Raw genomic sequence first — 13334 nt, forward strand, 5'->3', positions numbered from 1 at the left:
ACATTTGCTCCCGCCCCACACAGAGCGATGACCCAAAGCACATGGACAGCCACCTCTCGAAGGCTCTCTGCTGCACGGCGCTGGCTTTCAGCTGCGCCGTTGCACAGGCGGAAGAAATCACCGTTACCGATATCGCCGGACGCGACGTTACCCTCGATGTTCCCGTGGAACGCGTCATCCTCGGTGAAGGGCGCCAAGTCTATCTGCTCGGCGCCCTGCAGCCGGAAGACCCCTTTGCCCGCGTGGTGGGCTGGCGCGAGGACTTCTCCCAGGCCGATCCGGATAGCTACGCACGCTATGCCGCCAAATTCCCCGAGCTCGAAGAACTCCCCACCTTCGGCGGCTTCAAGGACGGCACCTTCGACGTCGAGCAGGCGGCATCCCTCACCCCCGATGTCGTGCTGATGAACCTGGAGGCCAGAGGGGCCACCGAGGATGCCGCCTACGACGCCAAGCTGGCGGAACTCGGCATCGCCATCGTCTACGTGGACTTTCGCGAGGACCCGCTAAGAAACACCATTCCTTCCATGCGTCTGCTGGGCCAGCTGTTTGGCGAAGAGGAGGATGCCGAGGCCTTCATCGAATTCTCCGAGTCCCAGATGGAACGAGTTAAGCAGGTAATCGAAGCCGAGGTCGCGGACGATGAGCGGCCGAGCGTCTTCGTCGATCGCGCCGGCGGCTATTCGGACGATTGCTGCATGAGCTTCGGTCCCGGCAACTTCGGCGAGTACGTCGAGATCGCCGGCGGCGACAACATCGCCAAGGACATCATCCCGACCACTTTCGGCACGCTGAACCCCGAACAGATCATCGCCGCCAACCCCGAGCACGTGGTGGTGACCGGCGGCAACTGGGACGCCTACGTCCCCGGTGGTGCCTGGGTCGGCGTGGGGCCGGGTGCCGACCTGGACGCAGCTCATGCCAAGCTCGAGGCGCTGACCGGGCGCACCGCCATGACCGGTATCACAGCCGTGGAGAACGACAATTTCCATGCCATCTGGCACCAGTTCTACAACAATCCCTACTACTTCGTCGCCGTGCAGCAACTGGCCAAGTGGTTCCATCCGGAGCTGTTCGACGACCTCGACCCCGAGGCCACGATGAAGGAGCTGCACGAGCGCTTCCTGCCCGTGGACTATGAACCCGGCTATTGGGTCACGCTGCATGAGCGCTGAGATCGCCCAGACCATCGAGCAGACCAAGGGACACGGTTTCTATCGTGCCCTTGTGCTGCGGCGCCAGCTCATCCTGCTGGCGCTCACGCTTGCCCTGGCACTGAGCTTCTGCATCGACCTGGCGCTGGGCCCTGCCCGCTTCAGCCTTGGTGAGGTAATAGCCGCGCTGGCAACGCCGGATGCCGTTAGTCAGCAGGCCCGGGTCATCCTGTGGGAAATCCGCATGCCGGTGGCGCTGATGGCGCTGGTCGTCGGTGCCAGCCTGTCGATAGCCGGGGCCCAGATGCAGACCATCCTCAGCAACCCCCTGGCCAGCCCCTTTACATTGGGCATCTCGGCGGGTGCAAGTTTCGGTGCAGCGTTGGCGCTGGCCTTCGGCGTGGTGATCGTCCCGGCCGCGGTGGAATACGTGGTACCGATCAATGCGTTCGTCATGGCCATGGTGACCGCCTTCCTCATCCATGCGATGAGCCTGCGGCGTGGGGTCACGATCGAGACCATCGTGTTGCTGGGCATTGCCATGGTGTTCATCTTCAACTCGCTCATGGCACTGATCCAGTTCTTCTCCAGCCAGCAGGCCGTGGCGGCAGTGGTGTTCTGGACCATGGGCAGCCTGACCAAGGCGACCTGGCCCAAGTTCTGGGTCGCGCTGACGGTGCTGGTTGCCGTGCTGCCGCTGCTCGCCCGCCACGGCTGGGCGCTGACCGCCATGCGCCTGGGCGATACCAAGGCCGAGAGCATGGGGGTGAATCCCCGCGCACTGCGCCTGGAGGTGATGGTACTGGTCTCGCTGCTGGCCGCCATTGCGGTGGCATTCGTCGGCACCATCGGCTTCATCGGACTGGTCGGGCCGCATATCGCACGCATGCTGGTGGGGGAGGATCAGCGTTTTTTCCTGCCTGGCTCTGCCCTGTGCGGCGCACTGATCCTGTCGATCGGCTCGGTACTGTCGAAGATCATCCTGCCCGGCACCGTCATTCCCATCGGCATCATCACGTCGCTGGTAGGCATCCCCTTCTTCCTGTTCCTGATCCTCAATCACAAGAAGGCCTCATGGTAACGCTACAGCTCGACCGCCTGTCGGCTCGCTACGGCCGCCGCCAGATTCTGGCGGAAATCACCACGCCCCGCTTCGAGGGCGGCCAGGTAGTGGCGCTGCTCGGCCCCAACGCCGCCGGCAAGTCCACCCTGTTCCGACGCATCTTCGGGCTGCTCAAGGGCGGCGGTGAAGTTCGAATCACGGGTGCCGGCACGCAGAAGCCAGTGGCCTACATGCCCCAGGACACCGGCGTCAATGCCGTGCTGACGGTGTACGAGTCGGTGCTGATGGCGCGGATGCAGGGGCGCACCCTGAAGGTGAGGGAGGAAGACCTGGCCAAGGTCGACCAGGCGCTGGACGAGCTGGGGATCTCGCCACTCGGAGCGCGCGATATCGGCGACATCAGTGGCGGCCAGCGCCAGCTCGTCAGTGCCGCCCAGGCACTGGTACAGGAGCCGGAGATCCTGCTGCTCGACGAGCCGACCTCGGCGCTGGACCTCAACCGTCAGATCGGACTACTGACCATCCTGCGGCGGCTCGCTCGGGAGCGCGAGATGCTCATCATGGTGGCGCTACACGATCTAGGGCATGCGCTGCGCTTCACCGATGAAGCCATGGTGCTGGAGAACGGACATTTGATCGCCTGCGGCAAGACCTGCGATGTGGTCACGCCGGAGTTGTTGCACAGGGTCTATCGGGTCGCGGCCCGTATCGAGCCCTGTTCGAAGGGCCAGCCCCAACTCATCGTCGAAGCCGACGTTTGAAACCAGGCTGCGGGATTGCCTATTCCGGCTTTGCTATAGCGTTCCACCGAGTTCGATCCGGTAGCCCAGGTCGATGGTGCGCTCCTCCAGCGCTCCGCCCTGGATGCGCCGCAGCAGCTCGGTCGCGGCGCGCTTGCCGATCGCTTGACGCGGCGTCACCACACTGGCCAGCCGCGGGCTCATCACCTGGCTCACGTCGTGGCCGTGGAAACCGGCGATGGCGAGCTGCTCCGGCACCTTGATGCCGCGCCTCAGACAAGCAAAGTAGGCCCCCACCGCGACGTCGTCATTGGTACCGAAGATGCCGTCGGTCTCGGGATGCTCTTCGAGAAGCTCGTTCAATAGCGCAGCACCCACGGAATAGGAAGAGCGCTGGCTGCGCTGCTTGGTCAATGGTTGCAGCCCGTGCTCCTCCATGGCTTGGCGATAACCCTGCTCGCGCTGCAGGGTTCGAGAGTCGAGACGCACGGCGAGGTAGACGATCCGGCGCCGGCCACGGTGAATCATCGCGCTCACCATGTCATAGGCGGCGCGCACGTTGTCGAAACCGATCGCCTGGTGCAGCGGCGGAGTCAGCGAATCCATGATTTCCACGATGGGTATGCCCGCGGTTTCGAGCATGCGGCAGGTTCGCGTGGTGTGGTGGCTGTCGGAAAGGATCACGCCGTCGACGTTGTACGAAAGCAGCGAGGCCAGGCTGCGCTCCTCCAGCTCCTGACTGTAGCCGTAATGAGAGAGCATCAGGTGGTAGCCCAGCGGCTCGGTGACCTCCTCGATGCCCACCAGCACGTCGGCGAACACCTGATTGGTCAACGACGGTACCAGCACGCCGATCGAGTGGCTGGTGGCGCGCGATAGGAGATCAGGTGCCCGGTTGGGGATGTAGCCGACCTGCTCCGCCGCGCTGAAGATGCGCTCGCGCAGCCCTTCCGATACGGTCGAGGGGTCGCGCAGGCAGCGACTCACGGTCATCTTGGTCGCCCCGACCCGGTCGGCGATGTCTTGCAGTGTCGGTCGTTTCTTTTTCACGATGCCCCGCTGGCAGCTGATGATACTGGCGCGTGCCAACGGCACCCGCCAGCATGATACCGGAGTCGCCGTGCCCGTGCCGTTGACGCTGCACCAGGCTCAGGGGTCGTACCGGCGGGAGGTCGGTAACGCCTTCAGGAAGACCTCGACGATCGCCTCGGGCGTGTCGGCGATACTGCACACCACGGCCTCCGTCTCGCCGGGAGGCTCGAGGTCCTGGAGCTGGCTATCGAGCATCGCCTCACCGCGAAAGAAGTGCTCTTCCCGCGCGGCCAGGCGTTGGCGCAGCTGCTCGCGCTGCCCTTCGAGAAACAGAAAGGCGAGCCCGGGGTCGCCGCGTCGCAACAAGTCGCGGTAGCGCCGCTTGAGCGCCGAACAGGCCAGCACCAGTGACGCATCGCGCCGCCGATGGTCGCCGATCAGCCCCGCCAGGGTTTCCAGCCACTCGCGGCGGTCGTCATCGTCGAGCGGGATACCGTTGGCCATCTTGTCAACGTTGGCCGGCGAGTGGTAATCGTCGCCATCGATGAAGGCGACGCCCAGGCGGCTGGCGAGCAAGGCGCCAATGTGCGACTTGCCCGACCCCGACACTCCCATCACCACGATGCGGTGTGTGCCATCCTTCACGAGACCTCCGGTCGTCAGTTGCCGCACTCAGTTTCCACGGACTGCGGCCATGTCGGGCAGCCAGGTCACGATCCCGGGGAAGGCGATCAACACCACCAGTACCACCAGCAAGGCCGCATAGTAAGGCAGCATCGCCCTGACAAGTTGCTCCATGCTGACCCGGCCGACACCACAGCCCACGTAGAGGCAGGTGCCCACCGGGGGCGTCAGCAGGCCGATACCGAGGATGAAGGCCATCAGCACGCCGAAGTAGACCGGGTCGACCCCCACCGAGGTGACGATCGGCGTCAGCATGGGTGCCATGATCACCATCGCCGGGGTCAGGTCCATCACGAAGCCCACCAGCAGCAGCAAGCCGGCCACGATCATCAGCAGCCAGAAAGGATCCTGTGTGATGGCCTGCACCTGGCGTACCAGAGTCTGCGGCACCATGTTGATGGTCAGGAACCAGGCGATGACGGTAGCGAACGCCAGCAGCAGCAGCACCATGCCGGTCAGGCGCGCGGTGCGGATCAACATGCCCCACAGCTCGCGCGGAGGAAATTCGCGGTAGACCACCAGCGAAATGAACAGCGAATAGAGCAGTGCCGCCACGGCGGCCTCGGTGGCGGTGAACACTCCGCCGAGAATGCCGCCGATCACGATCACCGGCAGCACCAGCGCCAGCCAGGCGGCCTTGAAGGCCTGCCACAGCCGGCCCAGTTCGAATTTGCGGGTCTGACCGGCGTGCTCGATGCTGGCCATGATGAAGGTAGTCACCATCAACGCGAAGCCGATCAAAAGGCCCGGCACGATGCCGGCGATGAACAGGCGGCTGATCGAGGTTTCGGTGACGATGCCGAACAGGATCAGCGGGATCGACGGTGGAATGATGATGCCGATTACCGAAGAGACGGTGTTGATCGCGGTGGCATGTGGGGCGGAGTAGCCCTGCTGCTTCATCGACGGGATCATCATCGCCCCGGTGGCGGCGGTATCGGCTACCGCCGAACCGCTGATGCCGCCGAAGAACATCGAGCCGGTGATCGCCACCTGCCCGAGCCCGCCACGTACGAAGCCGACCAGCGCGCCGGCGAGTTCCATCAACCGGCGGGCGATACCGCCGTTGCTCATCACCTCGCCTACCAGGATGAAGAACGGGATGGCAAGCAGCGGGAAATTGTTGACCCCGCGGATCGACTGCTCGATCAGGATCGACAGCGGGATATCGGAAAGAACGGCCATCACCACGGCGGCGACTCCGAGGCCAAAGGCGATGGGCAGCCCAATGATGATGGAGGCGAACAGGATGGCAAGGAAAATCCACAGCATGGGTCAGTCTCCCGCTTGCCGGACGGCGGCTTGAGGGTCGCGAATGAAGCGCAGGCATAGCCAGGCGCGCCAGAGAGCCACCGCGACGATGAACAGCGCACACAGCACCAGGGAGACGTTGATCAGGTTCCATGGTACGCCGAGGATGGCGGTACGGCCGGAGGAGCGTGACATCACCAGGTAGCCACCCCAGACGATGATGCCCATCAAGGAGGCGATGATCAGGTGCTGGAGCAAGAAGAGAGCATAGGCGGCCCGCGGCTTGAGCCGGCGCACCAGGAAATCCACGGCAATATGCTCGTAACGGGCGAAGGCCGCCGCGGCACCGACGAAGATCAGCCAGATGAACAGCATGCGTGCCAGTTCATCGGCCCAGGGCAGTGAGCGGTTGAATATCGAGCGGCCGATGACATTGGCCGACACCGAAACGATCAGGGCGACCAGAATCGTGGCGATAAGGTGTTCCATGGCCACGGTCAGCCAGCGAAAGGCCGCCGGACCACGGCGACCCTCGGTGTCGAGTTCCAGCGGTTCGCGATTGGGGTCGTCGAGATAGGCACTGGGATCGGCCGGAGGTGGGTTTGGCGTGGTCATGCAGCGCTCCGTGCAGGGCAAGGGGAAGCCCCCTGCCCTGCCAAGTCAGTCGGTTAATAGAATTACTGGTTGGCTTCGACGATACCCTGGATCTCGGCGATCAGGTCTTCACCGATCTTCGGTGCCCACTCGTCGTATACCGGCTGCACGGCTTCCTGGAAGGCGGCGATCTGCTCGTCGTCGAGACGGGTGATCTGCATGCCCTTCTCTTCGAGTTGCTCACGCGACCAGTCGTCGTACTCGGTAGCCAGCTGGATCTCGTACTCGGCCGACTGACGCGCCGCCTCCTGCACCAGCTCCTGATACTCCGGCGCCAGGCGATCCCAGGTGCGCTCGGAGATCATCATGATGAACGGCGTGTAGACATGACGGGTCTCGGAGCCGTAGTCCTGCACCTCGTGGAAGTTGGAGGTCAGGATGGTGCTCCAGGGGTTCTCCTGGCCATCCACGACACCCTGCTCCATGGCCGAGAACAGCTCACCAAACGCCATGGGAGTGGGGTTGGCGCCGAGAGTCTGCCAGATCGACAGGTGTACCGGGTTTTCCATGGTGCGAATGGTCAGGCCACGGACGTCGAGACCGGCCACGTCCTCTGGCGACTCCACCGGGCGGGCGCTGTTGGAAAGCTGACGATAGCCGTTCTCGGAGAAGGCCAACGCCTTGAGGCCGGTACCTTCGAAGCCGTCGAGCATGCGTTGGGCCGTGTCGCTCTGCATGACCGCGACAGCCGCTTCGCGAGTCGGCAGCAGGAACGGCAGGTCGAACACCGCCAGCTCCGACACGTACGTGGTCGCCGGCGATGAGGAGGGATAGGTCATGTCCAGCGAACCGGTCTGGAGCATTTCCATCATCTGCACGTCGTCACCCAACTGGCTGTTGGGAAAGACATCGACGGAAATACGCCCCTCGGTGCGCTGGTCGAGAATATCGGCGAAGTACTGGACGGAAAGATACTGCGGCGAACTTTCGGCCAGGCCGATGCCCATGCGCAGGGTATGGCTACCGTGGTCACCCACCACATCGCCCTCGATGGCGGGCGGGTCGGAAAGCTCGGGACTCTGGGCATAGGCAATGCCCAGGGAAAGGGTAGCAGCACTGGCGAGCGTGAGGGTGTTGCGCCAGATGGTGGTCATGGCGGACTCCAGTCGAATTATCGTTGTGAGTTGGGCGTCGAATGCCGGCGAGTTGTTACCGGTAACATTCGATGCTAGAAGGCTAGACATACGCTAATGGGCTGTCAATCTCGAATAGGGGCGACAAGAGTTAGACGTTCGTCGCACAAGAAGGCCAACCCAGCAGCTTCGACACGTTCCGTTCAGCCCTCGAACGCCCCCGCCTCCCTCACGGCACGCCCCACTGCGGCCAGCATCTGCTCGTTGCGCGCCAGATCGAGTTCGCCGTGCACGCAGGCTACGATCACCACACGGCGAGCGTCATCGCCCTGCCCCTGCGTGGCGATGCCCGCATCACAGGCATGGCGATGCTGGGTGCCAGTCTTGTGAGCCAGGCGAATGTCGCGACCCAGGCCGGCCTTGAGGCGCCGTTCGCCGCTGGCGGTGCGCGACATCACCGCGAGCAGCTCGGCGGTGGCAACCGGTCCCAGCGCCCTGCCCCGGGCCAATGCTTCGAGAACATCGCCGAAGGCATCGAGCCGGCCGCTGTTGAAGTCGGTAGCGTAATAGCGCCGAAACGCCTCGTCGATGCTCGGTAGCAGCAGCTCCTGCGGGGCCAGGCCAAGGCGCTGACGCAGCCACGCCACCCGGGCAGCATCGCCCTGTCGCTTGCGCAGCTCGATGAAATCCATGCCGCTCAGGTGGAAAGCATCCGGGTGCAAGTGGGAGTATGCATGACGGCGCACGTCGACCAGCGTCGTGATAGGTCCCAGCCCACCGGGTGGCGTGAGATGACGCGCGCGTGCGTTGATCGCTTCCAGCCCCAGGTGGCGCATCAGCAGGTCGCTTGCCGTGTTGTCGCTGACGGTCAACATCGATTCCAGCAATTGACGCAACGTGAGTGCGCTGCCGGGTGCCGCCCAGTTGGTGGAGCCGGCACCGTCGACATAGTCGCCGCGCGCAAGGGTCAGGCGCTCCTGCAAGGCCATCTCCCCCGCTTCGACCCGGGCCATCAGCTCGATCGCCACCGGCACCTTGACCAGCGAGGCCAGGTACCAGAATTCGTCGTCGCGCCAGCCGTGGCGCGCGCCGGTCTCGAGGTCTCGCACGTGCACGCCGAGTTCACCGTCAAAACCGGCTTCGAGCAGCGCCAGCCTGGCGTCCAGGCGTTCGGCCCAGGGCGGTTCCACCCAGGCCTCGACCTGCTCCGCCCAGCCGGGCTGGGCAACGGCCAACGACGGTATCGCCATGACCGTCAGCAACAGCGCCCGTACCAATCTCCTGCCCATCATTGACTCAACTCCCTGAATCGGCGCACCAGGGCAATCCAGCCCGCGGTGAGAAGTATCAGTGCCAGGCCGATTGCCAGCACCTGTGGATAGCTGTAGACCTGCCAGGCGCCCAACAGCAAGCGCAGCACCAGAAAAATGGCCACGATATGGAAGATGAACGCGCGCAGGGCATCGCTTCCGATCACGCTGAGAGGCGTGAGCCAGGTAGCTGCACGCCGACCGCCCAGCAGGCAGAGTGCCATGATCACCAGCGCTCCGCCGGTACTGAAGAGCATGAAGGGCACCTCCGGCGGATGCTTGCCGGCGTTCCAGGCCACCGCCATCAAGGCCTCGTACAGTTCAGGCAGGGAAAACGCCACGAAGCCAAGCAGAAATACCGCCCCGATTCCTGCCAGGCCGGCCACCAGGTGCCGCCGTGCGGTCGGCTCGCCATACCAGCGCAGGATGGCCTCGCCGATCAGCAAGCCCATCATCACCAATGGCAGCCTCGCGAGCTGGCCCCAAGTGTAATGGTCGGCGTCCTCGACCAGGAACGCCTTGAGGATGTCGCTGCCCCAGAAGTGAAAGTGGCGCTCGAGCATCACCGAGAGCACGCCCACGACCACCGGAACCAGCAGCCGCGACCACAACGGCATACGACACCACAGCGGCAGCACCCAAGGCAGCCACAGCAATGCCAGAGCATAGAAGCCGAGGATCTCCACCCAGATGGCGAAACGCTGGTAGAGAAGGGTCTCCAGAATCTCTTGGGGAGTGAACAGCGGGAGCATCTCGACGATAGTCAATGCCTTGTACCAGAACAGCACTTCCAACCCGCGCAGCATCAGCTTGCGCCGGCGTTTCGGCCAGTCGGGCGTGCCGACCTTGGGCAGGAAGGCCACCGCCAGGGCGATGCCGAACACCAGAATGAACAGCGATGAAGAGAATTTTGTGAGGAGATGGATCGGCACCATGCCCCAATCGGGGACCTGGCGAATCCCCAGCAAACCGCTGACCGCGTGACTGAGAATCATCAGTGCGATGGCGATGCCACGAGCCAGGTCGATGGCTTCGACCCGGGCGGGCAATGACGGCAGTTGCGGCCGCTGGCTGAGCCCGATCATGGCGGTTCCCTCGCTGTGGCGCGTTTTCCTTGCTCCTGCCTAGCGCCGCTCGACCGGCTCGATACTCTCGAGGGTCAAGCGACGTCCTTTGCTGGGAGAGTACTCGAAATCACCGACGACGCGCACCGTCTCGCCCAAATGGGGGGCGATCCGTTCCTGGGGAAAAATTTCCACCCGGTTCAGGTCCTCATCCTCGATCCAGTAATGAAGCGGGTCCTCGAAATACCGCACCGTTCCTTGGGTGGCCACCCGGAAGCCATCGAGTTGCTCGGCCTGGTCGACGAGCACCGCCAGGCTCGCTTCACGCACTTCGCCCGACGAATCCGAACAGGCCGCGAGGACCAGCAGTGCCAGTCCGGCCATGACACCATGACGTTTCGACTTCACTGCCTTTTCCCAGTCTGGTCGAGTTCAGGACAAGTCTACTCTACGGCGCACGATATTCATGCCTGCCTGCTAATCAACGCAGCCATGTCGCCACGTCCTTTTCAGCCGCGACAGCAGCAGCATAACTTGGAACTCGGCACCGGCCACGGCATCGCCGCTTCGGCTACAGCGATCAGGCGGCCTGACCGGCTTCGACGCGGTACAGCAGCGTATCGGCAAGCCGGCGCGCCTCGGCCTCTTTCAGGTACGGCAGGCTTTGGCGACCGTTGGCCAGTTCGAGCTGCAGGGTGGCAACGCCACGCCGACGCTGCAGCCAGCTCTGCTGGAGGCTCAATGTGATGAGATGGTGCATGGGAAATATTCCGGTGCGCTGCCCCAGCACCCCACGGCGGATACGCAGGTAGTCCCCGTCAACGGCCCAGGCGGTGGCCATCCAACGTAGCTGGGCCAGTCCCGCGGATGCCAGCAAGACCACCCCGACCAGCCCACCCCATACCGAGGCAGGCAGTTCCAGCGAAGCGAACGGAACCAGAACCAGCGTCGCAACTACCCCCAGCAGCAGCGCATGACGCAACAGCAAGACCCGCCGGTAGCTCGCATCCACCCGCTGCAGGGGACGTTCGGCGCAATACCCCGACCACAAGCGGGCCATCAGCTCGCCACCCTGCTTCCGGGTGAGACCCGGCACCACGAAGCGCCGCGACTCGGCCGCATCGCCGCCCAGTGCACCGAACTGGTGGCAGACCAGGTAGCCACGCCCCAGCAAGCGGCCAAGGCCCGTCTGCGCCCACTCCACTACCTGCAGCCGTGCCAGGCTCAACGCTTGCTCCTGGCGGTTGAACAGGCCACTGATCTGAACCTGACGATCGCCTTCGTCACGCAGTACATAGCCGTGGAAACGCCACCAGGCGGCGAGAACGGCCAGTAACGCCAGCAGTGTCACGATTGCCACGATGCCCAGTGGCACCGCCACCCAAAGTGAGGCAGGCAGCCAGGCGGCCAGGTCAAGCTGGGGTAGTCGCTCGTGCAGCCAACGCTCGAGCGGGCGCACCAACGGCGAGAGCATCGCCGCGATCACGTAGATCGAACGGCTGGCCAGGCCATGCAGAGCGATGGCCCGGTAGGTGATGGCAAAGAGCGGCTCATCGCCATGGGCAAGCTCCTTGGCATTGGTGTAAGCGCCTGGCTGGCGGTCGAGCCCTGCGCCTGACAGGCCGTCCGTAGCACGCAGGCGCTGGCCGAGGGCCTCGGCCCTGTCACGCCGGATACCGGGCAGTGTGATGCGCGAGGCCTCCCCCGCCAGCGTTTCCACTTCCCACAGCACCAGTCGGAAGGGACGCATGTAGGCCGGCTGGTGAATGGCAACGTGCTGCACGTGACGCGACGCCATCTTGAACTCGCGATGCTCCAGCAAGCCTTTCTGCACGATCAGCACATCGCCGTCGAAGCGGTAGCGAAAGCGTCGGTAATAGAGCAGGCTGACCAAGACCGCCAGGCCCAGCAGCAAGGCGCCGCCCAGCGCCAGCTCTCGCCACCCCACACGCTCGAGCAGCGCCAGGCTCGCACCCGCGCCGAGTACGAGCGGCATGTGCTGACGCAACAGCGTGGTCGCTCCGCTGAGCAGCAGCAAGATGACCGCCCAGGGCGAAAGGCGCTGCCACTGGGACAGATCGCTTGGCGTGTCGCCCGGCCGCATCTCTTCACTCATGGCACATCCGGCCCCGAATGCGTTTCCGGCGTACCCTCCAGTTGCGCCAGCAAGTGCTGGCGGATCGCCGCTGCACGCTCGGCCGTCAGGCCTTCGAGTACCATGTCCGCCCCTCGTCCGCCTGCCGTGAAGCAGGCCAGCCGTACCAGGCCAAAGGCTCGCTCTATCGGATTGCTCAGCGTTTCGACGTGCTGCAAGCGAACCAGCGGTAATACTTGAGTACGCCGCACCAGAAGGCCGCGACGATAGATCAGATCATGGAGGCGCAGCCCATAGGCCCGCCGGCGCGCATCGCACCAGCCCATCAGCACGCTGCTTCCCCCCAGCGTTGCAACGCCGACGAGCAACCATGGCAGCCACACGGCGAACTCTTCGCGAAGGAGGGGAAGAAAGCACGCCACCAGGGCAAGAAACAGCCAGTGCAAGGTGCGCAGCACCGCCTGGCACGGGGCCAGACGCCGCGATACGGGCTCGAGCAGAGCCTCCTCCAGCAGCGGAAGCCGTTGTGCCTCCAGCGAAGGGTTGGAAAACGTCACAAGGGTTCCTTCTCCAGGTTCAACGAAGGGCGATTTCAGCCCTCTCTCACCGCCCGTTAGCTATGCTGATGAGGCGAGGACACACCGCCGCAGGGAGGCACTCCACCCGCGTATGTCGGCCGCCGTGCCGAGGGAGACAGAATCATGGCTATCCCGGCAACCCTTCGGGAATACTTGAGAGCCTGTGATATCGATTACGAGGAGATCAAGCACGCCCGTGAAGTCAGCGCCAGCCGCGTTGCCCAGCAATCCCACATCACCGGCGAGCAGCTTGCCAAGGCCGTCATGCTGCACGGCAGCTCAGGCTACCGGATCGCCGTTCTGCCCAGCACCTGTGATGCCGACCTGGACAGCCTGTCCCGACTGTTCGACGAATCGGTAGAACTGGCAACGGAAGACGAGATCGTCAGCCGCTTTCGCGACTGCGACCCCGGCGCTACCACCCCCGTTGGCCAAGCATACGGCCTGCAGGTCTATGTCGACGATATATTGCGCCACCAGCCCGACATCTATTTCGATGCCGGCGATCACGAAACGCTGCTGCACATGAGCGGTAACGAGTTCGAGAAACTGATGGGCAACAGTCCACATGGCCAATTCAGCCGCCACCACTGAACGCGCCAGGAGCCAGACGACCTGTCGCGTACTCGCCCTCCT

At 64.0% G+C, this 13334-nt stretch carries 14 protein-coding genes; 4 read left to right on the forward strand and 10 right to left on the reverse strand.

What is annotated here, in order from left to right:
* The first annotated feature begins 41 nt into the window (after window positions 1-41).
* Genes ACRWQA_RS12680 through ACRWQA_RS12690 form a run of 3 tightly spaced genes read left to right on the forward strand, consistent with a single transcriptional unit; the run spans window position 42 to window position 2978 of the window.
* Window positions 42-1175 carry an ABC transporter substrate-binding protein gene (locus ACRWQA_RS12680; RefSeq protein ID WP_434227361.1) on the forward strand — a complete coding sequence of 378 codons (1134 nt, stop codon included), beginning with the start codon at window positions 42-44 and terminating at the stop codon, window positions 1173-1175.
* The gene (locus ACRWQA_RS12685; protein ID WP_434227362.1) at window positions 1165-2235 is read left to right on the forward strand and encodes a FecCD family ABC transporter permease; all 1071 of its coding nucleotides are present in this window, start codon (window positions 1165-1167) and stop codon (window positions 2233-2235) included. Before ACRWQA_RS12680 ends, ACRWQA_RS12685 begins: the two co-directional genes overlap by 11 nt.
* Entirely contained in the window at window positions 2229-2978 is a 750-nt protein-coding gene (locus ACRWQA_RS12690; RefSeq protein ID WP_263583539.1) for an ABC transporter ATP-binding protein, read from the forward strand. The genes ACRWQA_RS12685 and ACRWQA_RS12690 overlap by 7 nt, the downstream gene beginning before the upstream one ends.
* A 33-nt stretch (window positions 2979-3011) precedes the next feature.
* On the opposite strand, the gene ACRWQA_RS12695 is transcribed toward ACRWQA_RS12690, so the two are convergent.
* The 10 genes from ACRWQA_RS12695 to ACRWQA_RS12740 all read right to left on the reverse strand — a co-directional run bounded on the left by ACRWQA_RS12695 (window position 3012) and on the right by ACRWQA_RS12740 (window position 12677).
* Entirely contained in the window at window positions 3012-4007 is a 996-nt protein-coding gene (locus ACRWQA_RS12695) for a substrate-binding domain-containing protein (RefSeq protein ID WP_263583538.1), read from the reverse strand.
* Window positions 4008-4106: 99 nt separating this feature from the next.
* Window positions 4107-4634 carry a gluconokinase gene (locus tag ACRWQA_RS12700; RefSeq protein ID WP_263583537.1) on the reverse strand — a complete coding sequence of 176 codons (528 nt, stop codon included), beginning with the start codon at window positions 4632-4634 and terminating at the stop codon, window positions 4107-4109.
* A 27-nt stretch (window positions 4635-4661) separates the two neighbouring features.
* A complete protein-coding gene (locus ACRWQA_RS12705) occupies window positions 4662-5945 on the reverse strand; it encodes a TRAP transporter large permease (RefSeq protein ID WP_263583536.1) in 1284 nt (427 codons plus the stop codon).
* A gap of 3 nt (window positions 5946-5948) precedes the next feature.
* On the reverse strand, window positions 5949-6539 hold the full coding sequence (locus ACRWQA_RS12710) for a TRAP transporter small permease (RefSeq protein WP_263583535.1): 591 nt from the start codon (window positions 6537-6539) through the stop codon (window positions 5949-5951).
* A gap of 62 nt (window positions 6540-6601) precedes the next feature.
* On the reverse strand, window positions 6602-7672 hold the full coding sequence (locus ACRWQA_RS12715; RefSeq protein ID WP_263583534.1) for a TRAP transporter substrate-binding protein: 1071 nt from the start codon (window positions 7670-7672) through the stop codon (window positions 6602-6604).
* A gap of 182 nt (window positions 7673-7854) precedes the next feature.
* Window positions 7855-8943 (reverse strand): serine hydrolase, encoded by a 1089-nt coding sequence (locus ACRWQA_RS12720; RefSeq protein WP_263583533.1) that lies wholly within the window; start codon window positions 8941-8943, stop codon window positions 7855-7857.
* The gene (locus ACRWQA_RS12725) at window positions 8940-10046 is read right to left on the reverse strand and encodes a DUF1624 domain-containing protein (RefSeq protein WP_263583532.1); all 1107 of its coding nucleotides are present in this window, start codon (window positions 10044-10046) and stop codon (window positions 8940-8942) included. The genes ACRWQA_RS12720 and ACRWQA_RS12725 overlap by 4 nt, the downstream gene beginning before the upstream one ends.
* A gap of 39 nt (window positions 10047-10085) precedes the next feature.
* A complete protein-coding gene (locus ACRWQA_RS12730; RefSeq protein WP_263583531.1) occupies window positions 10086-10433 on the reverse strand; it encodes a hypothetical protein in 348 nt (115 codons plus the stop codon).
* 172 nt (window positions 10434-10605) lie between these two features.
* Window positions 10606-12141: a PH domain-containing protein gene (locus tag ACRWQA_RS12735; protein WP_434227366.1), complete on the reverse strand. Its 1536-nt coding sequence runs from the start codon at window positions 12139-12141 to the stop codon at window positions 10606-10608.
* Window positions 12138-12677, reverse strand: coding sequence for a PH domain-containing protein (locus ACRWQA_RS12740; RefSeq protein WP_263583529.1), 540 nt, complete (start codon window positions 12675-12677; stop codon window positions 12138-12140). Before ACRWQA_RS12740 ends, ACRWQA_RS12735 begins: the two co-directional genes overlap by 4 nt.
* Before the next feature lie 144 nt (window positions 12678-12821).
* Between ACRWQA_RS12740 and ACRWQA_RS12745 the strand changes: the two genes are divergently transcribed.
* On the forward strand, window positions 12822-13292 hold the full coding sequence (locus ACRWQA_RS12745; RefSeq protein ID WP_263583528.1) for an aminoacyl-tRNA deacylase: 471 nt from the start codon (window positions 12822-12824) through the stop codon (window positions 13290-13292).
* Window positions 13293-13334 lie beyond the last annotated feature (42 nt).

Source organism: Billgrantia sp. C5P2, assembly GCF_051062895.2.

What these genes read in the sequence shown, in the direction of transcription:
- ACRWQA_RS12680 (WP_434227361.1), top strand. Translation starts at nt 42, where the DNA reads ATGGACAGCCACCTCTCGAAGGCTCTCTGCTGCACGGCGCTGGCTTTC.
- ACRWQA_RS12685 (WP_434227362.1), top strand. Translation starts at nt 1,165, where the DNA reads ATGAGCGCTGAGATCGCCCAGACCATCGAGCAGACCAAGGGACACGGT.
- ACRWQA_RS12690 (WP_263583539.1), top strand. Translation starts at nt 2,229, where the DNA reads ATGGTAACGCTACAGCTCGACCGCCTGTCGGCTCGCTACGGCCGCCGC.
- ACRWQA_RS12705 (WP_263583536.1), bottom strand. Translation starts at nt 5,945, where the DNA reads ATGCTGTGGATTTTCCTTGCCATCCTGTTCGCCTCCATCATCATTGGG.
- ACRWQA_RS12710 (WP_263583535.1), bottom strand. Translation starts at nt 6,539, where the DNA reads ATGACCACGCCAAACCCACCTCCGGCCGATCCCAGTGCCTATCTCGAC.
- ACRWQA_RS12715 (WP_263583534.1), bottom strand. Translation starts at nt 7,672, where the DNA reads ATGACCACCATCTGGCGCAACACCCTCACGCTCGCCAGTGCTGCTACC.
- ACRWQA_RS12720 (WP_263583533.1), bottom strand. Translation starts at nt 8,943, where the DNA reads ATGATGGGCAGGAGATTGGTACGGGCGCTGTTGCTGACGGTCATGGCG.
- ACRWQA_RS12725 (WP_263583532.1), bottom strand. Translation starts at nt 10,046, where the DNA reads ATGATCGGGCTCAGCCAGCGGCCGCAACTGCCGTCATTGCCCGCCCGG.
- ACRWQA_RS12735 (WP_434227366.1), bottom strand. Translation starts at nt 12,141, where the DNA reads ATGAGTGAAGAGATGCGGCCGGGCGACACGCCAAGCGATCTGTCCCAG.
- ACRWQA_RS12745 (WP_263583528.1), top strand. Translation starts at nt 12,822, where the DNA reads ATGGCTATCCCGGCAACCCTTCGGGAATACTTGAGAGCCTGTGATATC.